17 protein-coding genes are annotated in these 25,045 nt (G+C 44.3%); all 17 read right to left on the bottom strand.

Annotated elements, in window-relative coordinates; translation table 11 throughout:
- Positions 1-5: 5 nt before the first annotated feature.
- The 17 genes from Q9L42_RS10890 to Q9L42_RS10810 all read right to left on the bottom strand — a co-directional run bounded on the left by Q9L42_RS10890 (position 6) and on the right by Q9L42_RS10810 (position 25,026).
- Positions 6-1,301 (bottom strand): putative O-glycosylation ligase, exosortase A system-associated, encoded by a 1,296-nt coding sequence (locus tag Q9L42_RS10890; RefSeq protein ID WP_349431065.1) that lies wholly within the window; start codon positions 1,299-1,301, stop codon positions 6-8.
- Positions 1,302-1,884: 583 nt separating this feature from the next.
- Entirely contained in the window at positions 1,885-3,702 is a 1,818-nt protein-coding gene (locus tag Q9L42_RS10885; RefSeq protein WP_349431064.1) for an asparagine synthetase B family protein, read from the bottom strand.
- 67 nt (positions 3,703-3,769) lie between these two features.
- A complete protein-coding gene (locus tag Q9L42_RS10880; RefSeq protein WP_349431063.1) occupies positions 3,770-4,888 on the bottom strand; it encodes a glycosyltransferase family 4 protein in 1,119 nt (372 codons plus the stop codon).
- Between the two features lie 4 nt (positions 4,889-4,892).
- Positions 4,893-6,095: a TIGR04063 family PEP-CTERM/XrtA system glycosyltransferase gene (locus tag Q9L42_RS10875; RefSeq protein WP_349431062.1), complete on the bottom strand. Its 1,203-nt coding sequence runs from the start codon at positions 6,093-6,095 to the stop codon at positions 4,893-4,895.
- Between the two features lie 248 nt (positions 6,096-6,343).
- On the bottom strand, positions 6,344-7,477 hold the full coding sequence (locus tag Q9L42_RS10870) for a nucleotidyltransferase domain-containing protein (RefSeq protein WP_305908395.1): 1,134 nt from the start codon (positions 7,475-7,477) through the stop codon (positions 6,344-6,346).
- Positions 7,467-8,387, bottom strand: coding sequence for an HprK-related kinase A (locus Q9L42_RS10865; RefSeq protein ID WP_349431061.1), 921 nt, complete (start codon positions 8,385-8,387; stop codon positions 7,467-7,469). The genes Q9L42_RS10870 and Q9L42_RS10865 overlap by 11 nt, the downstream gene beginning before the upstream one ends.
- Positions 8,377-8,673, bottom strand: a complete 297-nt coding sequence (locus tag Q9L42_RS10860; RefSeq protein ID WP_305908397.1) for an HPr-rel-A system PqqD family peptide chaperone — start codon at positions 8,671-8,673, stop codon at positions 8,377-8,379. Before Q9L42_RS10860 ends, Q9L42_RS10865 begins: the two co-directional genes overlap by 11 nt.
- Before the next feature lie 33 nt (positions 8,674-8,706).
- Positions 8,707-9,285: a hypothetical protein gene (locus Q9L42_RS10855; protein ID WP_305908398.1), complete on the bottom strand. Its 579-nt coding sequence runs from the start codon at positions 9,283-9,285 to the stop codon at positions 8,707-8,709.
- A gap of 1,015 nt (positions 9,286-10,300) precedes the next feature.
- Positions 10,301-11,626, bottom strand: coding sequence for a UDP-glucose dehydrogenase family protein (locus Q9L42_RS10850; RefSeq protein WP_305908399.1), 1,326 nt, complete (start codon positions 11,624-11,626; stop codon positions 10,301-10,303).
- Positions 11,627-11,971: 345 nt separating this feature from the next.
- The gene (locus Q9L42_RS10845; protein ID WP_305908400.1) at positions 11,972-13,858 is read right to left on the bottom strand and encodes an XrtA/PEP-CTERM system amidotransferase; all 1,887 of its coding nucleotides are present in this window, start codon (positions 13,856-13,858) and stop codon (positions 11,972-11,974) included.
- A 303-nt stretch (positions 13,859-14,161) separates the two neighbouring features.
- A complete protein-coding gene (locus Q9L42_RS10840; RefSeq protein WP_349431060.1) occupies positions 14,162-15,322 on the bottom strand; it encodes a TIGR03088 family PEP-CTERM/XrtA system glycosyltransferase in 1,161 nt (386 codons plus the stop codon).
- An 83-nt stretch (positions 15,323-15,405) separates the two neighbouring features.
- On the bottom strand, positions 15,406-16,185 hold the full coding sequence (locus Q9L42_RS10835; RefSeq protein ID WP_305908403.1) for an outer membrane lipoprotein-sorting protein: 780 nt from the start codon (positions 16,183-16,185) through the stop codon (positions 15,406-15,408).
- Between the two features lie 189 nt (positions 16,186-16,374).
- On the bottom strand, positions 16,375-18,666 hold the full coding sequence (locus Q9L42_RS10830) for an efflux RND transporter permease subunit (protein ID WP_349431059.1): 2,292 nt from the start codon (positions 18,664-18,666) through the stop codon (positions 16,375-16,377).
- 613 nt (positions 18,667-19,279) lie between these two features.
- Positions 19,280-20,413, bottom strand: coding sequence for a cyclopropane fatty acyl phospholipid synthase (gene cfa, locus Q9L42_RS10825; protein ID WP_305908407.1), 1,134 nt, complete (start codon positions 20,411-20,413; stop codon positions 19,280-19,282).
- Positions 20,414-20,805: 392 nt separating this feature from the next.
- Positions 20,806-21,639 carry a flocculation-associated PEP-CTERM protein PepA gene (gene pepA / locus Q9L42_RS10820; protein WP_305908408.1) on the bottom strand — a complete coding sequence of 278 codons (834 nt, stop codon included), beginning with the start codon at positions 21,637-21,639 and terminating at the stop codon, positions 20,806-20,808.
- A gap of 770 nt (positions 21,640-22,409) precedes the next feature.
- Positions 22,410-23,270: a ThiF family adenylyltransferase gene (locus Q9L42_RS10815; RefSeq protein WP_349431058.1), complete on the bottom strand. Its 861-nt coding sequence runs from the start codon at positions 23,268-23,270 to the stop codon at positions 22,410-22,412.
- A 52-nt stretch (positions 23,271-23,322) separates the two neighbouring features.
- Positions 23,323-25,026, bottom strand: a complete 1,704-nt coding sequence (locus Q9L42_RS10810) for a tetratricopeptide repeat protein (RefSeq protein WP_349431057.1) — start codon at positions 25,024-25,026, stop codon at positions 23,323-23,325.
- Positions 25,027-25,045 lie beyond the last annotated feature (19 nt).

Raw genomic sequence — 25,045 nt, 5'->3', positions numbered from 1 at the left:
AAATTCTAAATTTCGGCCTTTAATGCATTAACCCGATAATTATTTTTCATGTCCTGTTGAGAAGATTCCAATTGTTGCTTTGATAACAAGACCTTACAAATAACTATTATTGCAACCATATGATAGTATAAGTCGAAATAAGCCAATCCTAAAAAAGCCCCGGAAGCAGCATATCCGATTAAACTCACTTGCAGCATAGCAGCCAGATCGGACATCCACTTTGTTTCTTCAAATTGTTTCGCCTCCTTAATAATCTTTCTAGCCGAATGCAATGTCAACATCCCCAATAACAGGAATAGACTCAAGCCAATAAAACCATGCTCCCCCAGCACTTCGAAATAAATGCTATGGGCATCATGTGCGTCCCTGGGATTTGGCGCATATAAAACAAAACTAGGATATATAAAGCATTCGTAGCCGCCACCAAAAAAATTATCTTTAGCCAAATTATAAGCCATCCACCAGGCATTGATTCGGCCCATGGCGGATGCATCGTTTTCATAAGACTGTATGGTACTCATTCGGCTATGCCAGGATTCGGGCATAAAATTAAAAATTGCGGGCATTAAAATAATCACCAGCAGAATCAAAAAAAACTTCTTCCGGCTTTTTATGATTAAAAACATCCCCATAACGCTAAGTCCCACTAAAGCGCCTCTCGACTGAGTACCGATAACTGAAATCACACATAGCCACATAGTGATTAGCAGTCCCTGGCGGAGAAAATTATTGTCGGTTGTTAATTGCAAATATCGTATCAACGGGATCACCATGATCAACGCCAAACCAATTTCGTTATTCCCATAAATGAACGTTCCACTGGGGCCGTATACAGCATAACTGCCTCCCGTGAGGATGGTGAAGATTCCTCCTTTAAACCCGTAGAAACCAATCGATAAAGCCGTAACCCAAATCATGGCCTGAACTCGCCATTTGCTTTGCATCAGAATAATTGTGACAAAGGTCATCAGTTGTATTTTCCACACTTTATCCCATTGCATCCATGCAAAAGCCGGATACATCGAGAATATGGTAGTAACAAACATCCAGATTATAAAAAGCATGAGCACACGCGTTTCTATCGTCCACGGTATGTTTTTAGGTTCTTTAGAAAGAAACATGCTAATTAATATGGTAATCGCTGTAATTTGTGCGAACGGAAAATCATGTGCGAATCCCCATGAAAGTTTATGCGGATTCATATAACCCAGCCATTCCCACAAAAGAATACCAATGTATGGACGCTGCAAAATAAAGGGAAGCGTGCCAAAAACAACTAGTGTGACAAATATATCTCTCATGCTAGAGGCAATTTATTAGAAATTGCGTGTATATTATTTTTCGAAGATTGAGACATGACAATAGATCCTAGAACCAATTTGGAATACCTTTTATGGTAATAACGATATTTCAGACAGTTGTCTTGTGCTAACGGCCTGATGTTTTTGATTGGAAGGCAGCCCATAAATGCAGGGATTAATTGGCTCTCGATCCGGTATTTTATTTATTATTGCTACAGAACACTGTTTAACGAACTTTCTATCGCAAAGCGCGTAAACATATGGCTTATTACTTGCCGTTATGCCGTTATGCCGTTATGCCGTTATGCCGTTATGCACAAGTATGTCTTAGGTTGTGCTGAGCGATAGAGAAGCCCAACATTTCCGGCGCGCCTCAATTTGTTGGGCTTCATTTTATTCAACTCAACCTACACAAATTTAAGACATCCCGCAATTTGTGTATAACGATGTGTGCTTACCCTTGAACCATAGCCAGAGTCAAAGTCATCTGTGGTTAATTCATAGTCATATTAAGTTATGAATAAGAACGTCAATGCTGCAACAGGGGAGCGGCTAACTTAATTTACACTCATAAGTTGAATAATCATTTGTCTTTCCCTTGCAGCCATAACTCAAGCATCATCAATATCCATATTAATTCGCCGTAATAAGCGGCATGGATGCTCTGATGCATGTTGATAGCATGATCAAAAAACTCTTTACGAAAATAACCACGCTTAGCTAATGAATTAATGCTGTCATATGCGAGCTCTTTCAGCGGTTGATGATCTTTTAACCAAATTCCGAAAGGTAATCCGAAACCATGCTTGGATTTATTGATAATAGGCTTGGGCAAAAAATCCCGCATCGCTCGCTTATAAAACCAACGCAATTGTTGACCTTTCAATTTATCGTTCGAAGGAATTCTGCAGGATAACTCGACAATCGCTTGGCTTAATAAGGGATATTGCACATCGACACCGACCATTTCACACATTCTATTGACTTTGACCAAGTCATTGTCATGTAACGTTGTTTTCCAGTCCATATAGAGCATACGATTCAGTGCAGAGGCTTGCATCGGCCGGTTATAGCAATCCCTTAGAGTCTGCAGCGGAGACTCGGCATTGATTTCCTGTAAAAAATCTTCCGCGAAGATCTCTTCAGCTGGATGCCGGTTTAAATAATTATAATCCTGCAAACGATCGGGTAGTGGTACTTCGGCTTGTTCCACATAACGCTTTGCCTTGAAGATGATTTTATTTTTTAGGAAGATGTCTGGAGCGTGATAAAGCCCTGTTTTCAGAACCTGCCTGGCTAAACCAGGAATTTGGTAATATTTCTGAAACAGCAATTGTTTGGCATAGCGTTCATTGCCGGCAAATATCTCATCTCCTCCATCCCCTCCTAACAGTACCTTAATACCATTTTCCTTGGCCATTTTAGCGCAATAGTAGGCGGCCAACGCTGATGAATTGCCGAACGGCTCGTCATAATAAGCCGCGATCTTAGGTATCGCAGCTACCGTATCATCCGGGGTGACATAATATTCATGCGCCTTGGTTTTAAAATGGTCGACCGCGATACGCGCATAGTCTATTTCATCGTAACCTTCGACAGGAAAACCGATGGAAAAGGTTTTCGCTCCCCCAGGAAAAGCATTGGCCAAGGCGCCGGCAACAGTCGAGCTGTCCAGACCACCACTTAAAAAAGCCCCCGTTTCTTCAGCCGAACTGGACAAATCCTTTACAGAGTCGTCAATCATTTGCATCAACTGCTGCCCAGCTTCTTCTACCGAAATCGCTTGCTCGGAAAACTCGGGTAACCAGTAATGGCTGATTTGTATTTTTCCGTTCTGATAAACCAGAACCTGACCACCCTCTAGTTTTTTGACCTGTTTATAAATAGTATTTGGGCTAGGGCAATGATGGAAATAAACATAGTCGTAAATCGTTTGGGGGGATATCTCCGCATTGACTTCCGGGTGTTCGATCACACTATCAGCGCTCGAACCGAATACGAGACCGCTTTTCGTTTCGGCATAATAAAGATTGGTCTGCCCGATAGGGTCGGTCGCCAGAATCAATCTTCTGTTATTCAGATCGGCCAATGCCAGGGCGCCTTTCCCCATTATAGTTGGAAGGCAGCTTTCCCCCATATCCTGGTACCTTGAAATTTTCTCCCTTAACTGACTCCGTTGGCCATGATCAGCGTCGGAAACCGCACATAACCAACCGTCCGTTTCGATAAGCTGTCCATGAGGGGCGGCGCACACCACAAAGGAATCCATTTTTTTGCTGTATTGACCGCGATGTTTCTTGGTAATTTTTTCAATGATATCCTGGCATAACGGTGCGTTGTTTTGATAGTCAATAGTCGTTTCAACCCAACCCGCAATAAATCCCATTTTTTCAACCTTCATTAATCTTTATAAAATAATCGTAAATTGCATTGAGCTCGATGGCTAAAAGATATTTTCAAGGTGTAGCCTACTCATCTCGTAATGCTATCTCGCCAGGATGATTAACAAAAGAATGATAAAGAGCAAGCCACTGACATTTTACTTTCGACCAGGTATATTGCTGAACCTGCTGCAACCCATTGGTAATTAATGTTTCACACAATAAAGGATCATTTAATAATCTTTTTATTTGATTTGCCATTGATTCGGCTTCATTCACTTTTGCCATTAAAGCGGTTTCACCGTCCTTGACTATATAAGGTATACCGCCGACATCGGTTGTAACTATGGGTACACCACTTGCCATAGCTTCGAGAACCGAATTAGGCATATTATCCACAGTCGTTGGATTAAGCATGATATCCGCTGATTGATACAGTTCCGCTATTTCGATGGGCGTCAATTTACCCGTAAAAACAACATTATCCTCAAGTCCTAGTTTAAGAATAAGTTGATGTAACTCTTCTTTTTGCGGTCCGCTACCAGCAATCGATAATTTAATCCGGGGGTGTGATTGTTTCAATATTGCAACTGCTTCGATTGCTGTTTTAATTCCATAAATAGCTTCCAAATTTCGCGTTACGATAAGGTGAGGAGTTTCTTTACGCTTCCCTCCTTTGTCTCTTGGGGAAAAACGTTCCAGATTAATAATATTTGGAATGACTTCGGATTTAAAACCAAAATCTGCAAAGACATGTTTCAAGTATCCCGAGGGAACAATAATAATTGAAGCTTTGTTCATTGAGGGACGGATCCATTGTATGGATTTTTCAAAATAATTTCTCGCTTCCCCGCCTCGATAATTTATTATGACCGGTTTTTTTTTAATCCACCCTATCCAAATAACAGGCACGGCAAACAACTGCCAGGACCAACCGGAATTAGCCAATACATGCAGAATATCCACCTTTGCTGTTACTCTCCACAAATTGTTCAGATAGGGAACAATGCGAAATAAAGCTCTTAGCCCCCTTATCTTTTCGATTATTTTGTATCGATAAGGAGCATTAGTTTGCACCAATGTAACCTGAATCCCTTCACCTTGTAAGAGTTTATATAACTGTTTAGTTTGGTTAGCCATGCCACCAAAAGGTGGAGGCAGCGGGCCAATCAGGCCGATGTTCAATGCATCCTCTTTTAGAGTCATGGTTTTAATCAATCAATTTTGGATAAACATGTTGATAATAACCAACGCTTTTTTGCCAATTCCTTTCTTGCTCAACAAAATTACGTCCATTCCTTTGTAGCGTCTCCCAAACATTCCTATTCTGCAACAGCTTGATTAGTTCTTGAGTCAAACTATCAACATTACCCGCCTTAAACAAACATCCATTCTGTTCATGCTTAATCAACTCCTTATGCCCGCCAACATCGGAGGCAACGACTAAACGACCTTGCGCCATGGCTTCTAACGGTTTCAGCGGAGTGACTAAATCGGTCAAGCGCATCGACAGACGTGGATAAACAAATATATCAACTTGGTTGTAATAATCTTGCACGCGATCATGCGGCACTCGGCCAGTGAAGATAACCTGTTTTTCAAGCCCTAGCTGAGCCGTTTTTTCCCTGATCAGCGTTTCTTGGGGCCCGCCGCCAACCAGTAGCAAACAGACATTGGGGCTTTCTGCCAATATTTTGGGTAAGGCCTCCAGCAACAATGGAATCCCTTCATAGGCATAGAAAGAACCGATAAAACCCAAAACGATTTTATCGTTCAATCCCAATTCCCGGCGTAACGATTGATCCGCCTCAGCGCCATAGCTAAACTTATCGATGTTGACCGCATTGGGAATGACCGTCACCTTGTCTTCCGCTATGCCACGGCTCACGATATCCTTGCGCAGGCCTTCGCATATCGTCGTGATGGCGTTGGCTTTTTTGAACACCTTAGTTTCCAAGGCTTGAGTAATGCGGTAACGCGGACTTCCTTCACGAGTCGTACCGTGATCAACCGCCGCATCTTCCCAAAAGGCCCGGCATTCATAAACCAACGGAATCTGGTGTTTTTTTGCGGCCGATAGGGCCGCTAAGCCATTCAATGCCGGCGAATGGGCATGAAGAATATCGGGTTTGATTTCCGGGATGATTTCATCCAACCGTTTCGACAGCGACTTAACGATCGCCCACTGGTTGATGAATGGTATTTTGGAATAGATAACCGCCGGTTGTTCTGACCGATAAAAAATCAAACCATCTACTTCTTCCATCGGCTTTTTCGTCGCATTATGTTTGGCAGATGTCACATGAAAGGTCTCCCAACCCAGCTTTCTTTGTTCTTCTAATATAGCCCGGGTTCTGAAGGTATAGCCGCTATGTAACGGAATGGAATGATCCAATATATGGAGAATTTTCATAGTTATTTTTAGCTCTCCAGAGCGTTTCCCGCTCCGGTTAAAGAACAAAACTGACCTCAGCAATTAACACATTAACACAAAAAGGCAACGAAAATACTCTCCGGAATAAATATCATGCCGTAACTAAACCTCTACTATCGACGAGGGCGTCGCTCCTAACATTGGTGTTGCAAAGCGAACTTCACGCGACTTTTTATAAACAAAAACTATTTGACTATTTCGCCAATGTTTTCAAATATATAATTGCCTCAAGCGCTATCGGATTGATCTTGATTGGTTAAATTATCAATGCTTCTTTGTTTCAAGCGTTTCTTACTTTTCTTCATCAAATGCGGCAACAATAAAGTTAACGGCATACGCAGATAATGAGACCGAACATAAAGCAACCACCTGGCAAATGCCACTTTTTGACTCGGATAATCGGGATTTTCGGGTAACAGCGCAAGCGGCGCCAGATACTCCATTAATAACCTCACAATGCCTGCGGGCCGACCCTTGTGTCTTGTTATCAGGTGTACTGGAATTGGTGTTTTAAGCAGCTTGCTAGAAAAGTAAAGTGCGTAATATAGAGGACGCTCTAATTCTAGTTCATCAGCTCTCATAATTAGCTTGTCCCAAAAGCCCTCGATCTGTCCTCCAAATAATGTCAGAAGTTCATGCAAATCCACCAAATCCCTGAAATCACCGGCATTCAATTCGGCATCGTAAAATAAATGGACGGCGCTATGCAGCACCATATCGCAGGGAGCAAGCACTTTAAAGTCACATTGCGCAACCTCAACGGCATCTTTTAATAGCGTTTCCGGCTCTGGGTGCAGCCGGCTGGTCAGCGGCAAAATGGTATGATGAATATCGACCTCGATAAAACGATCTCGATGCCGTAACGGTGGAATTTCATGCATCCAGGTTCGGTAATAATGCTGATCATAGTCATCGAGTTTAGCTGTTTGCCAACCCTGACCAGTCAGGCATTGCTCAACACGCTCAATATCTTTTTTGGCAACCAAAATATCGATATCAGAAACAGAGCGGCCCTCCGCCATGTCAAGCTTCAGCAATTGATAGGCGCCGCCTTTTAAAACCACGATATTGACATCGAGTCCTGCCAGGGCTTTAGCGATTCTGTTCAGCTCCCACATCGCCAAACGCTGCCGATATTCAACCAGTTTTTGCGCCGCATAGAAATTGTCTAGCGCTTGCCGAGGCATCGTTTGCCGAAGCCCAGTTTGTGCGAACTTGGAACCAAGAGCGGCGACGAGCTTAGCCGGTCGAGCGCAACGAATTAGCTGTTCCCATTCTTTAGGTTTTAATTGCCCGCAGCTTTCCGGTCGAGTTAATGCAGCAAGCAATAACTTTTGTGCATTCAAAGACTTATTGACCATGACTTGCTGAAATCAGTTGATCGAGACGATCGATGACCTCGTCCAGATTGCCGTAAGTAAGGCTGTAACATGAACAGGAGTTGATGATATCCCTAAGCCGCTGGAATCCCGTCAATCCCATCACCTCATAGTTAAAAGCGTGAGTGGCCAATTTGACGAAGGCGAAATGCTTCGGCAACTCTTGTATTAAAATTTCAGAATCCTTTTGATATCGAGGAAAAATCACCAATGCCGGCTTCGCCAATTGCTTGCATTGGTCTACACTTGGACTCGGAGACTTTAGGTGAGCGACGGTGCCCTTCCGAGTTTTGGGAAACAAAGGACCAATCGTCGCAGTAGATGAAAATTCTCGAATGACCTGGATCGATTCGTTTTTCAGGGGTACCGGTCTGGGCATTGGTTGAAGCAAGCCATCCTCCGCCCGCACCAAACCGAATTCATCCGACAAAAAACGCCAACCTCTACGCCCGAGCGCTGCACTCAACGTGCTTTTTCCCGCCCCTGGAAACGCTGGAAAGATGATCGCTTTGCCCATTTTTTCGACAACCGCCGAATGCAACATCAAATATTGATGTGCCCGGCGCGCGATACACCAATTCAATCCCCACTCAAAAAGCGGCAAGGCATGACTGAGAGGAAAAGGCTCAAACAAATCATGACCGTCAACGGAAAACAAAATCTGCGGTCTGAACCAACGACGCAAGCCGACCGGTTGCTTCATGTCGACATGAAAATCGACAAAGGATTGTTGGGCGAGGTCGAAATCTTCATAAAGCAAAGAAAGATTGCGTAAGACGCCTACATCCTGAGTACGCAGTCTTACCACAAAGGGTCCTATATCAAAGGACAAACCAGCATCGCTTCGCGCTTTGCTAATAAGCGCATCAAATGTAATATCCTTAACCTTCACGACCAACGGATTCAATCAGTCCTAATTCATGAAAATCGTTGAGCACTTTTTCGACTTCCAGCTCAACCTCAGCATATTTTTCTACATCAAAAATTTTTTCGATTTCTTTAAGCAAGGCTTTCAGAGTCACTGGATGTTTTTGAATCAACGTTAATATTTCGCCAGCAAACCCGTTTAACTGATGTGTCGCGCCTGACGATGAATGATAAATAATGAAAAAGTCAGCCCATTTTTCAGAATATATCGGTGAATTGCAGGAAACCGTCCATACCCGATCGTCTAACATGTCGTATAAAATACTATTGCCTCACTAAATCATTTAATCAGGCAATTGATCTCCCGGACTTGCCGAATGCCAACAACTGTCGGTGATATATGACGTATCATCAGTGGCCTTGCCAATACCGACGACACTTCCGTCGCTATCCACTCTGTACAGGATCCAACATTGAGCTGGAACGGTGGCGTCATACTGTACATTAGAATCGCCACCTGTTTTTTTCATTTTTCCAGAATTCCCTACTTTTTCGTAAGTGTCCTCAACTATTAGCCCATCGCCACCAATAGTTCCAAAATCCTCTGGCATCCAACCTTCTTGGACATCGTCTGGATTGTAAACCTTAAAACTCGATCCATCTAAAGAAAGCGTAATGCACCATACTTGTTTTCTCAACCACTCATCATCTTCGTCCACCAACAGCACCGGTTGTTTTGAGGCATCCTTGATCCTGCAAATTTCCGAACTGTTTAGCGCAAAAGCCGCCCCGCTTCTTAACGTAAGGATTGCAGGCGCCGCTCCCATTGCTCCTTTAACCAGTGTGCGCCGCTTTCCAGAAATTTTGTTTAGTTTCCCAGCTGAACCCGTTTCATCTTTTTTTGATGGTGTCATATCGTTCATTTTCTTCACCCGAATGTCATTATGAACCTACATTTTCCTAAACCACACTTTCATATAATCTAGACAAGCTGAGCGCGCGCCCTATTCATTAGTCTGTTAAAAATCTATCCTACATAGGATTGCATGAACTTCAAATCTCGGACAACAGCTCATTTTTCCATGATACTGAAACAACTGATCAATATTGAGCAGCCGTTTATATCAAAATCTATAGTTATCTGTTTAGACAACTATATCAAAATTAAAATGTAACTGCTCGCCCCACTTATCGAACGCGGCAGGGCCGATTTTTGCTCCCTGCAAAATCGGCATTTCCGCCATCCATAGCGGTCAGCATGTAGGGTGGATAAACCTGAAGGGCGCATCCACCAAAGATGCCGACCCGGTGTGGATGCGCTCCGCTTATCCACTCTACGAATGGGGGTGAGTAGTTACTTAAAATGAACATATAAACTGTACTTAAGTACAGTATCAAGCTTTACCCCTCAGGCGAGAAAAATTGCATTAGCCCGGATATTTCATGTTAAAGGGATGCTTATAGTTATCGCCTTTAGCGCGTCCCTAGCTGCCGGACGACTATGAGACGATGACGAAACAAACAAGCTTTTAACGATAAACCTCTGTCGCAATGCTTAATAATTCGAGAGAAAATTCAATTTTTACGGCCTCACATGACTAGTGCAGCGTCCATTTTTCTCTGACGAGTTATCTCCTTAGGCAAGTGCATAAATTCTTAGATATTTTTTAATACATTTGCTCGACATTACAATAATGATGCTGTAGTGGGCAATCTAACAGAAATTCGTCATGCCCGATAGTATTTATAATTTTCATTTCGCAGTCTTTTGGGAGCGGTGGCTCAAACAGAGCAACTTCCAGAAGAGAATTGAACTTTAACGACTAAACATGTGCTCATCCAACCTGATAACTTTCTGACAATAAGGACGCCATTCGCATTGAACCAAGAACAATGCTTTTACTGATTCTCTCCCACACCAACATCGAACAAACTTCTTTACAATCCTCTGCCGATGGCGTAATAACGAATGCCTTTGCTTTTAAGGAGCTGTGGGTCATATAGGTTTCTGCCATCAAAAATCACCGCATCATTTAATGTCTTTTTGATGAAGTCGAAATCCGGGCTCCAGAAGTTTTTCCATTCTGTCACGACGATTAGCGCATCCGCGCCATTTAAGGCCTCTTCGGTGGAGCTGGCTAACCTAAGTCCGGCCTTGTTGCCATAAACCCTCGCGGCTTCGTCCATCGCTTCCGGATCATAGGCCCTAACCTGAGCGCCGGCCTCGATCAATGCCTCGATCACCACTCGACTCGGCGCTTCCCGCATATCGTCCGTTTTCGGCTTAAACGCCAATCCCCATAAGGCAAAGGTTTTTCCTTGCAGGTCATCTTTATAGTGCTTTTTGATTTTATTGACTAAGACGTGCTTTTGCCGGTTATTGACGTTTTCAACGGCATTGAGCAATTCCGCCTGATAACCGACTTGTCGCGCCGTTCTTTCCAGCGCCTTGACATCTTTCGGAAAACAGGAGCCACCATATCCGCAGCCTGGATAAATAAACGAATAACCGATGCGACTGTCGGAACCGATGCCGTTTCTGACCTGTTCGATATCCGCTCCCAAGCGTTCGGCTAGATTAGACAATTCGTTCATAAAACTGATTTTGGTCGCCAACATCGCATTGGCGGCATACTTGGTCAGTTCGGCGGAACGCACATCCATCGTGATAACGCGATCATGGCTGCGGTTGAATGGCGCGTAAAGCACTTTCAGCAGCTCCGCCGTTCTGGGGTTATCGGTGCCAATGACAATACGGTCGGGTTTCATGAAGTCTTCGATCGCCGCCCCTTCCTTCAGAAATTCCGGATTGGAAACCACATCGAATTCGGTTTCTACGCCGCGTTGCTGCAAAACGCTTAAGATCTCTTGCTTGACTTTATCGGCCGTTCCAACGGGGACGGTGGATTTATCGACAATGATACGGTATTCATTCATATGTTCCGCGATCGATTTGGCGACCGCCAACACATATTGTAAATCCGCTGCCCCATCCTCATCCGGCGGCGTCCCGACCGCGATAAATTGAAAGGTGCCATGATTGACGGCTTCCGCTATATTGGTGGTGAATTTAACGCGCCCTGCATCCATATTGGCTTTCAGCATCTCGTCCAAACCCGGCTCATAAATCGGGACGATTGCCTTATTTAGGTTGTCTATTTTGTCTTGATCGATATCAATGCAAACGACATCGTTACCGGCCTCAGCCAAGCATATTCCCGTGACCAAGCCAACATAACCGGACCCAAAAACCGTTACTTTCATTAAAGTTATCCCTGATTTGTTATTTAAATATTATCTAAAAAAATGCGTTATTAAGAGCCTAGCAATAAGTCAGATGGCTTTAGGAGCTTCGTCATTCCGGCATGGTTGGCCGTCATGGATGGCGACTTATACCACTGCACTTATTACCGATCACTTAAAGTTCAAAATTTTCATGACTTCCCATGATTATTCTGACCGAAAGCCTGCGGAGTATTTATGAGATCTTTTAATCGATAAATTTAGGGCATCGCATACCATGGGCAAGCATTCGAGATACTCAATTCCATGGATGGTACGCAATGCAGCCCTAACTTAACTGTAAATTGTCAATTTTATAATAAAACGCTAACTGTTTTCCAAAAACGACTCGAACATCAACAACGACCAGATCGGCGAACTGTAATCCCTTAACCCGCTTTGGTGTTGATCGACCATTCTTGTCAAAAATTTCTGATCGAACAAGCCGCACCCCGCCATTGTTTCCCCGAGCAAGGACTCTCTGACCTGCTCTCTAAGCGGTCCTTTAAACCAGCTTGCCAGCGGCACAGCAAAACCCATTTTCGGGCGATATAGAATCTCATCGGATAAATACTTTTCCAAGCCTTTCTTGAAAATATATTTCCCTTCCCGGTTTTTTAGCTTCAATCCTGACGGCATGCTCGCCATCCATTCGACCAGCTCATGATCCAACAGCGGCACTCTGACTTCCAAGGCATGCGCCATGCTGGCCCGATCCACCTTGGTCAGGATATCGCCCGGCAAATAGGTTTTGATATCCAAATATTGCACGAGGGATTGAGCATTGCCAACAGGGGCATTTTTCTGATGGCGCCTGAATACCTCGACGGCTTGGTAACCCTGCAGGTCTTTTTTCAGTTTTTCGCTGAACAAGGCCGAACGGATGCTGTTGGAATTGACCGAAACGCTGTGGAAATAGCCTTCCAGCGAGTCCCGTCCGATCGATTCCAATGTGGACTTGGCGCGAAATATTTTCGGCGCCCAATCGGCTTTTGGATAGGCTAGCCCAAGAAAACCAAACAGGGGCTTACGCATTGCATCGGGCATTAAAGACCGCATGCGATCTTCATAAGTATGCCAGCGATAACGCCGGTAGCCGGCCAGGTTTTCGTCGCCGCCATCACCGGATAGCACCACGGTCACCTGCTTCTTGGCCAGCTCGCAAACTCTATAGGTCGGTAAGGCCGAGCTGTCGGCATAAGGTTCGTCGTAAAGCCCCGCCAACTGATTCAACAATTGAAAATCATCGGGATCGACCTGTTCCGTCCGATGTGCGGTGTGATAGCGCTCGGCGACTTGCCGCGCAAATTGCGATTCATTGTACTTGGGATCGCCAAAGGAAATGGAACAAGTGTTGACGGGATCGGGCGAATTTTGCGCCATCATCGCCACCACGCCGCTGGAATCGACGCCGCCGGATAGAAAGGCGCCCAGCGGCACATCGGCCATCATGCGGATTTTAACCGCCTCTTCGAAGCGAGCCATCAACTCTTCCGCCACTTCATGTTCCGAACCGAAAGACTGTTCGGAGAAACTGACGTCCCAATATTGCCTTGGCTGAAAAGTAGCCTGTCCCCTTTTTAGGGTCAGGGTGTGGCCGGGCTCCAGTTTGTAGACATTTTTGTATATCGTTTTGGGATCGGGGATGTAGCCGAAGCCGAAATACTCTTCGATCGCGGTCGGCTCCAGCTCTTTCGGCATTAAAGGATGTTCCTTTAACGCCTTCAACTCCGACGCGAAGATGAACTGGCCGTTAGTCAATTCGGCATAATATAAGGGTTTGATGCCCAACCGGTCCCTGGCCAGAAACAGGGTTTCAGACGTTTTATCCCAAATCGCGAAGGCAAACATGCCACGCAACTTTTCCACGCAAGCTTCGCCCCAGGCGCGCCATCCATGCAGGATCACTTCGGTGTCGCAATGCGTGTCGAAGTGATATCCCAGCGCTTCCAGCTCCTTGCGCAGCTCCAGAAAATTATAGATTTCACCGTTGTAAGTCAGGACGACATTGTGATCGGGGCTCAACATCGGCTGCTGTCCGCTGCTCAGGTCGATAATGGATAAACGCCGGTGGCCTAACCCTAAACCTGGTTCGATATGCAAGCCGCCTTCATCGGGCCCGCGATGGAACTGACGCTCGTTCATGCAGGAAAGCAGTTCCCGATTAATGTCCCGCTTTTCCTTCAGATCAAATATTCCGACGATTCCGCACATATCATATCCCGTTATCCGCTAAGTCTTGCCATGTCATGCAGCTGGGCATCATTCGCCTTCTGATTTTGTAGGATGTGCTGAACAACGTGAAGCGCATCGATCAGAATACTAATGCTGTCTCTGCCAATTAACAGCATTGTATAACTTGCCATGACAAAACGTAACTACTCACTCCCAGTAGGGTGGATAAGCGGAGCGCATCCACCAGGTCGGCATCTTTGGTGGATGCGCCTTTCAGGCTTATCCACCCTACATGCCCTGCCGCATTCAATAAGTGGGCGAGCCGTTACGGCAAAACAACGTTTATTTCCCAGCCTTTTGCTGACAAGAATTATACACCTCCAGATACTTGTCAACCATGACCGCGATTGAAAACTTCCGCAGGACCCGCTGATGCCCCTGATGCCCATGCAAACGCCTTTTCTCCGGATCATTGCTGTAATCTGCGATACTCGCCGCCATCGCTCGATAATCTTCTTTTTCCACCAGGCTTCCGGTCACGCCGTCGTTCACCAACTCCGCATTGCCGCCCACATTCGTTGCAATCACCGGCAAACCGCTTGCCATCGCTTCGAGTATGGTATTGGAAATGCCTTCGGCTTGCGACGGCAAAACAAAAATATCCAGATTACGCATGATGCCGGCGATGTCATCCCTCGCCCCCGGCAGCCAGGTCAGATGATCGAGTTTTTTTTCCGTCAACATCCTTATCGCCTGTTCTCTAAGCGGCCCGTCTCCAATAATCACCAAACGGACTGTTTGTGTTAACTCAGGCTGTGTTTCCAGCAATTCAACAAACGCCTTAACCAAGGTCATCTGATCCTTGACGCCATGCATTCTGCCGACAGTGCCTATGTACAGATAGCTATCTTTGAAAGCGAACGGGCAATCCTTTAACGGTGATTTATGTTCGACAGGGTAGAACTTTTCCGTGTCGACACCATTACAGATGCGAAAAATTTTATTCGGATCGATCCCGACTTTGCTTTCCAAGTAAGCTTGCAGATGTTCGGATAAAGGAATGAAGCGCTGGATCAACAAACCCAGCAGTCTTCTCAGCAGCTGATATTTTTTATTGGCGCCATCGGGATCGAACACATCCCAGCCATGTTCGCCATGAATCCGGCATTTTACGCCGGCCAGAAAAGCCGGCAGCTGATACTCGATCGTGGCAAGATTGCGGGTATGGACGATCGCCGGTTGCAGTCGCCTCAGCAAACGATACATCGTTATAAAAGACCGCCAATCATGACCTTCCTTTTTATTCAGCTCATAAATCTCGACATCGGCCCGCTGCAATCGATTGCTGAAATCGGTCGAATGCTTGATGCAAATGATCGCATGCCGATACTGGTCTTCCGGCATCCGGTTAATTAAATTAACCACGCCGTTCTCCAAGCCTCCTACGCCCAGACTGTAGATTATATGGGCGATCAAGGGGCGAGCATCGTTTTTGGCGGTCATCTTGATATTTTGGGGATGCGATAAAATGTTACCGTGCTGACGACTAATGGCTTGAAGAAGCATTCACAAGTCTCAGCAGCCAATCAGCGCGCTCTTTTCAACGTATTGCGGTCAAAATCCCGATCGGTCAAGCCGTTTCTGAATTGATAATTTTCCCACGACAACACCGTGCTTTTCCCGTTTTGGTGGTTCGTCATCACCACTTCATCAGGGCGCCAGTATTGATCGAGATATTGTCGATAACCTTTGTTTTCCAGAGTCTTCAACGGGGCGTTTTTACGGTCATAAAAATCGATTTTGAGCGGAATATAGCGCGCCTTGTCTATCCAGGCAATTTCCCGGGTATAGCCGGAATGTTCGTATTGCGGATAGAATTCAACGACGAAACAATCGATCCCCTTAAAGACTTCATCGCGCAGGTATTTATAATTGAATTTTTTCACCTCGAATGAGGTTAAGTCTTCAAAGGCAAATTCACTGCCTAGATAAGGACCGGACTTGTTGCTGGAGGAAATACGCTTGACCCGTTTCAGGGCCGGCAGATAGAGCCATTGCTCATCCGCTTCCAACGCATGGGTAAAACTTAAAAAAGCCGTCCCCTTGATGTCTCTGGGACTGCTAAAAATGCTGAGACTCTTGTCGCCATCGCCGATCACCTCTAAGGTCCGCATTTCCAGCTCGCGAACACTCTGGTCGCCGCTACGATTGATCAAAATCATTTTCAATTCGGCGACACTATCACCAAAACCTGTATCCCGGCGATCCAGTTCCTCGACGATTTCCAATCCCCGCTGTTCCGGTGTCTGGGCGTAAACGAGCGGCTGCAGCAGCGCCAAAATGAATAACAAAAGAATCTTTCTCATAATTTGTTTCCGGTTTTACAAGTTTCCATTAAATAAGTCCCGTACCGTAGGATGTGCTGAACAACGTGAAGCGCATCGAGTGGGATTAATCACCTCCGGAAGGCACAAGTGCGTCCTCCCACATTTTCGTGCTGTCTTACTTACAGTCAGCGAACTCGTTGATCAAATATAACATATTAGGCGTCTGAATTACTTCTTGTCCAACGTCATTAAAAGCGGCGGCAAAAGCAAAAAATCCAGCAATAAGGCAATAGCGATCGTCAGCGCCGTCATCAAGCCCAAATCCGAATTCATCGTAAAATGGGAAAACCCCAACACACTAAAACCGCTGACCAATACCAATGACGTAATCCACAACGCCATCCCGACGGTCGAAAAAGCGTAACGGACAGACTCCTGTCTGTCAAAGCCCTGCTCTATTCTAGCTCTGCGGTATTTGCTGATGAAATGGATCGTATCGTCCACGACGATACCCAAGGTAATCCCTGTCACCACCGATAAAGCCAATCCGACATTGCCATTAAAAATCCCCCACAAACCAAAAGCAATACCTGATGGCAACAGATTCGGCAGCAAACTGATCAATCCTAGTCTGACGGAACGGAAGGCGAATATGAGAATAAAGGAAATCGTCATCAAGGCAAAAACAGTCCCCACAATCATGCGACTGATATTGCGTTTGCCGATATGAGCAAACATCAAGTTAGGGCTTGAAACATCGAATTGATAAGCACTCATATTCGAGGCTAACCAATTGGAAAAATACGTTTCAAGCTTTAGCATTTCATTAGAACTTAACGAATCGATGGTCACGATAACCCGTGTTCCGGACTTATCCATGTTGACTTGATCATTGATATCCAGCCCATAAGGCAAAGACATCTCGTACAACAACAAATATTGCGCCGCCAGATCACGGGCCTCCGGTAAGCGATACCATTCCGGCTTATCACCATGCATGCTTTTATTCAGTCTCTTATAGGTATCGGTAATGATATTCACATGCCTAACTTGGGGCTGTTGTTGCAGCCATAGACTAAACTGCTGCAACTTTCCCAAAAATTCCGGTTCATTGAGCGCCCCGCTCTCATCGGCATGAATGGAATATTCGAGGGTATAAATTCCGCCCATGTTTTCATTCAGAAAATCTGTCGCCTTTCTAAAAGCCACTGCTTTGTCAAAATATTTTACAAATTCGTCATTCAATTCATTGCGAGGCAAAAACGCCATAATGCCTAGTGAGATTAACACAGTAGAAATCAACAAAGCTTTACGCCTATTGACCACAAACGCCGAAAACCCAGCCATTCTATCCTGAGCAGATTCCGCTGTAACCTTGACCCGTAGCGGTACAATCGTCATCAGCGCCGGCAAAAACGTCACTGTCAAAAGCAAGGCGATCACAGCACCCATGGCAACGATATTGCCTAAATCTCTGAATGGGGGGGAATCGCTGAAATTCATGCTCAAGAAACCGATTGCCGTGGTGATGCTGGTCAATGCAATCGGTTGGAAATTAATCCTTAGGCTTTCTCTGATCGAGTGCAGCTTTTCATGGCCGGCTCGCATGTGTTGTAGAAAAGTGACTAACAAATGTACACAATCGGCCACCACCAAGGTCAAGATAATAATCGGCGAAACCGCCGAAGTTGTCGTCAAGTAAAATCCCATCCAACCAGCTGTCCCTAAAGCGGCGAAAGTCGCGAACACGATGACGAGCACCACGCTCAATGTGGCGACAATTGAACGTAAACACAGCATTAAGACGAGCACGACGATGCCGTACATTGCCGGCACCAATGTCGTATTATCATGCATCGCCTGCTCGGTAAACGCATTGCCCATTATTAATAATCCGGTCAAATGCAACCTTACCATAGGATAAACCGTCTCTATCTCTGCGGCTATTTTCCTTGCAAACTCGGTGACCTCGACAAATTCATCACTGCTTTTTCCCGGTAATTGCACGGTCACATTGACGCCTGATACATGACCGCTCTTGGAAACCAAACGATTGACCAGCAAAGGCTCATTCACTGCCACAGTCTTAATATATTGGAGCTGTTCGGCCGATAACTTTTCCGCATCCTGAACCAAATCGGCGACGATCAGCTCATCCTGTTCCGCAACGGTATGCTGAAAATTGGAAATCGAATCGACGCGATTGGAATAAGGAATTTGCCAGGATTTCTCAGTCAAATCCTTGATTGCCTGCAAGACCTGAGGGTCGAACACATTCCCTTGCACAGGCTCCACCACAAAAAGCACATTATCACTTTTATTATATTCCTGTTGTATCGCTTCAAATGCCTGTAACTGAGGATTATCATCACTAAAATAAACACGATAATCGCTTTTAATAGTCAGATGCACAACGCCTGCCGCCAAGCCAAAAACCAATAGCAAGGACGTCAGCATCACCCACCAGGGATGCCGGGTTACAAAGCTTCCTAATCTAAAAACAAATAATTCGTTATGCATGCTTAAATCCTTCATTTCCATGAATCAGGGGAAGGCCTTGGATCAACTCTTAAAATTTTGGAGCAGCTTGACCCCAGAAAAGCCTTTGATTTACAGTATTATCGCAAAATCTATGAGGTAGCGAATATTGAAATCTACTGATTGCATTTATTTCAATGAGATTAAGAGCGAAATCCAAGTTACATAGCGCAAGTACCTCTACCTAAGAACACAAATTTTCGCCACCTCGGAGCTTAAGTATTTTTCAGTCTCCATAAGAGCAAGTCATTGATTACTTACACATCCCGCTTTATACGGTTGCGATATTTCCATCCTCCTTGGCGATTTCAGAACGAGTAAAGCAGTCGGGCAATACCAAAACATTGGATGCTGCTAAACCAGCTGGAGATCATATAAATTCTTCCGACACTGGCCTTGGTATTGAAGCAGATTTTCCGCTTGCTCAATTTAGTTCTAAAACTCAGCCCCTAACACGTCTGTGATCTTGCGTATTGCAATTCGTTTAACTGCCATATCTCTATACAAAAATCGAAGTCGGATAGTCAGGATAAAAACAACGCGTTAGGAATGTTTCAGCCATCCTGAGTTGAGCTTGGGTACTAGCAAAGTTTTTTTATACTTTATAAAAATAGGAACCGGAGGCCTCAGGTTTACGCATGACAAGCTGCCAAACGGGTGCGATCCGGGTAGTAAACGTCGCAGAGCACTGTAATAAATAATAAATCCACATTCGCTTAAAACGTTCATCATACTTTTCAGGATTAAGCTCATGTATTTCATCCCATGAGTCAATGAAGTTGTCATGCCAGGCATTCAGAGTCGGTGCGTAATTGGGGCCTATATTTTCTACATGCTCTATCACGAACAATCCTTCTGATGCTTTTGCAATCTGGGTCATGGAAGGAAGATAAGCCCCTGGAAAAATATATTTTTGTATCCAAGGACTGGCATAATCCGAGGTATTAAAACCTATGGTATGCATGAAAAAAATCCCTTCTTTATCTAGTAAATCATGAACCTTTTTAAAATAATCTCGGAAATACTTTTTACCGACTGCCTCGAACATCGCGATGCTAACTATACGAGGATATGTTCCTTGGTGATCCCGATAATCTCGATAAAGTAGCTCTACTGGCAAGTCTTTGCATAGCTCTAGGCCAAGATTAATTTGTTCCTGGCTTACCGAGAGACCAGTCACTTTAATATCCTTATAATGTTCAGCCGCATACCTGGCAAAACTTCCCCACCCACAGCCTATCTCCAATAAATGATGCCCAGGTTGTATTTTTAGTTTTTCACATATCCTTTGCAGCTTATGCTGTTGGGCTTCTGCAAGACTATTCGCACCGTTCTCCCACAGCCCACATGAGTAAACCATATAGGGGTCGAGCATTCTTTTATAAAGCTCATTGCCAATATCATAATGATGTTTGCCAATATTTTTTGAACGTGTTTTGCTACCATAAGGAAGCAGCTTTTCACGCAAAATGATTAACATCGCCGCAGGGCTTTTTAGGGTATTTGCTATTAACCCAAGTGCGCTGTAAAGCTTGCAAAACATTTCGTACATATCCTCGCAATCCCACCAGCCATCCATGTAAGATTCTCCCAAGGCAAGCCTGCCATCCGACATAAATCTCCTATAGAAATCTTGGTTGTTTATTTGCGGGTCGCATGGTCTGTCGCCATTTATTTCAATTCCAGCTAACGCAAAAATTTCTTTTACTTTTTTCTCGCTGCTATTCATATCAACCCCTTCATAGATGCCTGATTAGTGGTATTCATTAACAAAATGTGCTTTTAGCTTTGAAGTGGGCTTTTCTCTAACGCGTAAAGTCCCGGGTAATTGTGCAACAAAACCGAGAATGATCAAAGAGCCTTTTCTTCCCAAGCCGGTGAACTGAGTATACCTTATCATTATAGTGGAAGAAGAGACATTAGGCTGGTGATAGTTAGCTTAGCAATTGCTGGAGTTGAACTTTGTAACGGAGTATGTGAACAGAGCTGTCAGACATATACCTTAGCTAACTGCTTGCTCTAGTGAGGATGTTTAAACGTAAAAAACCGCCAACCTCAAGCAACGATTGGCGGTTTTTCTACAAGCTTGACACTTATTTTGTCTAAGCGAATGGGTGGGTACTAAGCTTGTTTGCGACGGGAGACCCCGAAACCCAGCATACCGATACCCAGCAATGCTAAGCTGGTTGGCTCAGGTACATTTGTAAAAATAATATTCATCACAGCTTGGTCTACTTCTGTCTGCACACCAAGAGTTGTGTTAATAGTTGAAAAATTTCCGGCTTCAATAGAGGCGTTAAAGAAAGGAACCGGATCGGTAAAATAATTCATGCCTGCTGGCGTCAAAGACAGACTTGTAGTAACACCAAAGCTTCCGCAATCGTTATTGTCGCCATTAAAGCATTGAAGTGGATCACTTGCTAAAACTATTTGTGTTCCACTTCCTGAGATAACCTGATCACCACTAGCAAGCAATACATCATTGCCATCCGGTGTGATAGAAGTTACAAAACCATCTATATTGCTGTTGTCATTATCTAAGTCAGCGTAAAGTTCAAAAGTTCCGCTAGTAAAGGTGAATGTATTCAATATTACATTTGTTGAACCAATGATACCTGGATCTGAGGTGAAGGTTCCCGTGCCGGTAAAAAGACCATAGATGTCATATCCATCGGTACTGTTGGTAAGGTCAGAGCCATTTCCAGCGATGTCAGTCGCAATGGTCCATGCGCCGGCATCAAAAGCCAATGCGACACTAAAAGTATTTGCACCGGTAATAGTTACGAGCTCGTCATATTCTCCATTGAGAACTTCCGATGTAAAATTTCCGTCATAAGCAGCATCCAATGAATTCTCATCGATAGTCGCAAAATTTTGCGCGTTGGCATAAGGACTGGTAACGGCGGCTAAGCCGAATACTACAGCCCCTAATAATTTTTTATGTGCTGAAGTCATGATTAATTCTCCTACGAATTGTTAATGTTCGCAAATGAACAAGCATTAACTGTGCCAGTGATCATTTTTTGGTTCCTGCGGGGCAAATCGTCTATCTGAATCAGCAGGGTTAATTGTAGAGTAATTTCGCTTGCTTTCATGCAGAAAGCCTTATCTAACGGACTTTTCAGACTAGTGAGAGACAAGCTTATGCAAATACCCTTTAATTTTGTTTTTAACGGTAATTTCAATTCCCGAATGTTATACGTTGGTATTTGCCGTGTTAAGTTAAGAGCTCGTAAAGAAAGTTGACACTGAATGTCGCTTGAATACTTCGCTAAGTATAGCGACCTGTCGCGGATTCACCGCTAGCAAGCTACACCCGGAGCGATCGTGATCGCTTTAACCGCCATCACTGCCTTTGGCGATTGATTTACCGGAGAACGGTGCTTGGCTAACGCAAAACCGATTACAACTTCCTTGTGTAAAATTTTTCGACAATCAAATCATTTTGCCGTTTGTATTGCTTGGCGAGCAACTGAAGAGTCTTACCAGCAGCTCACTCAAACCATGATGAAACGCTTCTTACTGAATATGAAAACGGAGTGCGTTAGAAGCCGAAATTATGCTAATCAATATAACTATATGCGGGAACCCACGAACCATGCCATAAAATTTGCACAACATCCGGTGATTACACTCGACATTAAGCCTCTGTCTTGCAACGCTTATGAGCGATGACTGAAAAACAACCTCTTTATGTAGCAGGAAGAGTTGATCATTACCTTCCCCTAAATACCCAGCATTTTCTTCGCCAGAAAAAACTTAAGCTTTTGTATTGGATTTCTGTTGCCTAACCAGAGATAACCATTTTTTAGTCGGTTCAGGCGGGCATCATAGCAGGTGTAATACGGGATAGGCTTCAGCTCTTCGGGATGTAGAAGTGCTAATATGGCTTTAGTGATAACGATGCCGGTTGCCAGCTTACAGCCAGGGGCAATACTCGGTGCTTTACGTTTAGCCAAGTCTATTGAGCTACGGTCCACTAAGTATTTCAGATGAAACCCTGCCGGTGCACAGGCTATAGTCATTTTTAAAACCTGCTGTTCGAATGGGGCATTGTAGTCGAGATCAAAATAATCATCAAAAGACATGCCTTTTGAAGTGTAAACCAACACACCAACGCCAAAACCAAGCGGCACGCCAAAAATGGCAGGTATATTCCGCTCCATGCACGCATTGATGATTAACTGATGGGCTTCTATTTCAAAAAACTCAACGGCATCGATGAAGACGTCGACGCCTTGCAAAAAGTCACCGATGTTGTCAACGTTGATGCCTTCTCCATAAGTTCGTATAGTAGCCTCGGGGTTTATATCCAAAGCAAGTTCTTGCATGACATCCATTTTTTTCCGGCCGACGGATGATATCGTTGCCCCGTACTGTCGATTGAAATTGCCCAGTTCAAATTCGTCGAAATCTGATATTTTGAAATTACCGACCCCGGCACGGGCAAGAGTAATTAAATAATCACCACCGACCCCCCCCATGCCCGCAATGGCAAAAGTGGCGTTTTTTAATCGAAGTTGTTCTTCTAGTCTAGTAATTCCAATGTTTCGGGAAAACGCCAAATCATAATCAAAAGCCTTCATTTGAAATTCCTACTCAAAAGATAAAGCATAAATTTACGATAAAGATACAACACTATTTAGCTTTAATTTGTTTCAATAATTGGATTGCTTCTTTTTTTTCAGCAAAATCCTGTTCGCTATTTACGATAGCCTCCAAAATCTCAGCGGCTTTTTGCTTATTACCATTTGCATCATAGGCTTCTGCTAGATGATATTTAATATCGATGGCTTTAGGCGCCAGAGCAGCGGCCTCTTTTAGTATCGCCAAACTATCGACCGGACGTCCTTGTTGAAGAAGAATGTATCCATATGTGTCGGCAATAGCTGCAGATTTAGGCGCCTTGGTGTAGGCTTTTTCCGCCAACCCCAATGCTTTGGTATTTCTTTGTTGCGCATACATCCAAGCCAGATTGTTTAGCGCCAAAACATTATCAGGCTGCTGATCCAAAATGATCCGATAATGACTTTCAGCAAGCTTAGTGTCATTCTGGGACTGATAAATCGTCGCTAATCTGTAATGGAGAGACAGGTTATTCGGTTTTTTCAACAGCGCCTCATTCAGCATATTGATCGCTTCCTCTGATTTGCCCTGGATATTAAGCAAATTGGCCAAAGTAAACAGAATTCTATTATTGGCTTGCAACTGATAAGCTTTTTTATAGGCTGCCGTAGCCTTATCCAACTTTTTGTCGGCTATATAAGCTTTACCTTGCAATAATTTACCTAAGGGCAACGTGGGAAATTGAGCATCCAATTTATCAGCAATTTCCATTGCATCCTGGGTTCGATCAAGTTGAATCAAGTAGGTAGCTTTCAAATAATTGGCTTGAGGTTGATCGGGGTTTATTTTTGCCGCCTCGTCCATCAACGCCAGTGCGTCTTTCTCCTTGCCTGCCTGCTGGCTGAGCAAACTAGCTAACAGTAGACGATTTTTAATATCTTGTTTGTCTCTATCGATAATCCGCCTTAGATTTTGTTCGGCCTGATCTTTTTGATTGTTAGCGAGCTGCGCAGCGACCAATGCGGAAATCACATTATTATTTTTAGGATAACGATTGCTTAATTCTTCGCTGATCGCCAGAATTTTTTCCGGTTTCTTTTGTGAAGCATAATATTTACCCAGGTTTTTGAGGGTTTTTAATTCGGCCGGTATGTTCCCTTTTACTTTTTCCAGGGCCGTTATCAATATATTTTCAACTTCAAGCAGGTTTTTCTGTTTGAGAGCCACATCCGCTAAAATAAAGTAAGCTTGCAATGCTTTATCGTTAACGGCAAGACCCTTTTCAGCATACTCCTTGGCTTGCTCCAGTTTATTTTCCGCCATGGCCAATTTAGCTATTCCCAAATATGCCAGAGTATCTTTCGGATTCACCTCGATGGCTTGTTGGTAACTTTTTGCAGCGGCAGCCAAATCTTTATCAAGAATGTTCAATAAAGCGCGCAGATCATGAAAAACGGCTACATCCGGCTTACTCGCCAATAATTCCGCGACCTTTTTTTCAGCCTCTTCCTGTCGATGTTGTTTAATCAGTTTAAGCACATGTTGATAATCGCTTTTGTTTTGCTCGATTTCATCTTGTAGCATCACTTCCTGATCCATATCCATAGGCACATGGGCGAAACTATCAGGCGTTAGTAAGAGCTGGCCTGGACTTTCAAATTCGTCTTGTCGCTGATCTTGAAAATCGTATGTGGCTGCGCCGGCATTCATGCTAGCGCTAAGTCCTAGAATGAGCGTTGTCCGATGCAATTTTACAATTACGTTTTTTTTTATCATGATGTTCTCTTGAATTATC

It is taken from the genome of Methylomarinum sp. Ch1-1, assembly GCF_030717995.2.
GTDB lineage: Bacteria > Pseudomonadota > Gammaproteobacteria > Methylococcales > Methylomonadaceae > Methylomarinum > Methylomarinum roseum.
The sequence above is the reverse complement of the archived record's forward strand: the minus strand, read 5'-3'. Positions and strand labels throughout refer to the sequence as shown.

Excerpts from the sequence above, each read along its gene's own strand:
- Q9L42_RS10890 (WP_349431065.1), bottom strand. The coding sequence starts at position 1,301 with ATGAGAGATATATTTGTCACACTAGTTGTTTTTGGCACGCTTCCCTTT.
- Q9L42_RS10885 (WP_349431064.1), bottom strand. The coding sequence starts at position 3,702 with ATGAAGGTTGAAAAAATGGGATTTATTGCGGGTTGGGTTGAAACGACT.
- Q9L42_RS10880 (WP_349431063.1), bottom strand. The coding sequence starts at position 4,888 with ATGACTCTAAAAGAGGATGCATTGAACATCGGCCTGATTGGCCCGCTG.
- Q9L42_RS10875 (WP_349431062.1), bottom strand. The coding sequence starts at position 6,095 with ATGAAAATTCTCCATATATTGGATCATTCCATTCCGTTACATAGCGGC.
- Q9L42_RS10870 (WP_305908395.1), bottom strand. The coding sequence starts at position 7,477 with ATGGTCAATAAGTCTTTGAATGCACAAAAGTTATTGCTTGCTGCATTA.
- Q9L42_RS10860 (WP_305908397.1), bottom strand. The coding sequence starts at position 8,673 with ATGTTAGACGATCGGGTATGGACGGTTTCCTGCAATTCACCGATATAT.
- Q9L42_RS10855 (WP_305908398.1), bottom strand. The coding sequence starts at position 9,285 with ATGAACGATATGACACCATCAAAAAAAGATGAAACGGGTTCAGCTGGG.
- Q9L42_RS10850 (WP_305908399.1), bottom strand. The coding sequence starts at position 11,626 with ATGAAAGTAACGGTTTTTGGGTCCGGTTATGTTGGCTTGGTCACGGGA.
- Q9L42_RS10845 (WP_305908400.1), bottom strand. The coding sequence starts at position 13,858 with ATGTGCGGAATCGTCGGAATATTTGATCTGAAGGAAAAGCGGGACATT.
- Q9L42_RS10840 (WP_349431060.1), bottom strand. The coding sequence starts at position 15,322 with ATGACCGCCAAAAACGATGCTCGCCCCTTGATCGCCCATATAATCTAC.
- Q9L42_RS10835 (WP_305908403.1), bottom strand. The coding sequence starts at position 16,185 with ATGAGAAAGATTCTTTTGTTATTCATTTTGGCGCTGCTGCAGCCGCTC.
- Q9L42_RS10830 (WP_349431059.1), bottom strand. The coding sequence starts at position 18,666 with ATGCATAACGAATTATTTGTTTTTAGATTAGGAAGCTTTGTAACCCGG.
- cfa (WP_305908407.1), bottom strand. The coding sequence starts at position 20,413 with ATGAATAGCAGCGAGAAAAAAGTAAAAGAAATTTTTGCGTTAGCTGGA.
- pepA (WP_305908408.1), bottom strand. The coding sequence starts at position 21,639 with ATGACTTCAGCACATAAAAAATTATTAGGGGCTGTAGTATTCGGCTTA.
- Q9L42_RS10815 (WP_349431058.1), bottom strand. The coding sequence starts at position 23,270 with ATGAAGGCTTTTGATTATGATTTGGCGTTTTCCCGAAACATTGGAATT.
- Q9L42_RS10810 (WP_349431057.1), bottom strand. The coding sequence starts at position 25,026 with ATGATAAAAAAAAACGTAATTGTAAAATTGCATCGGACAACGCTCATT.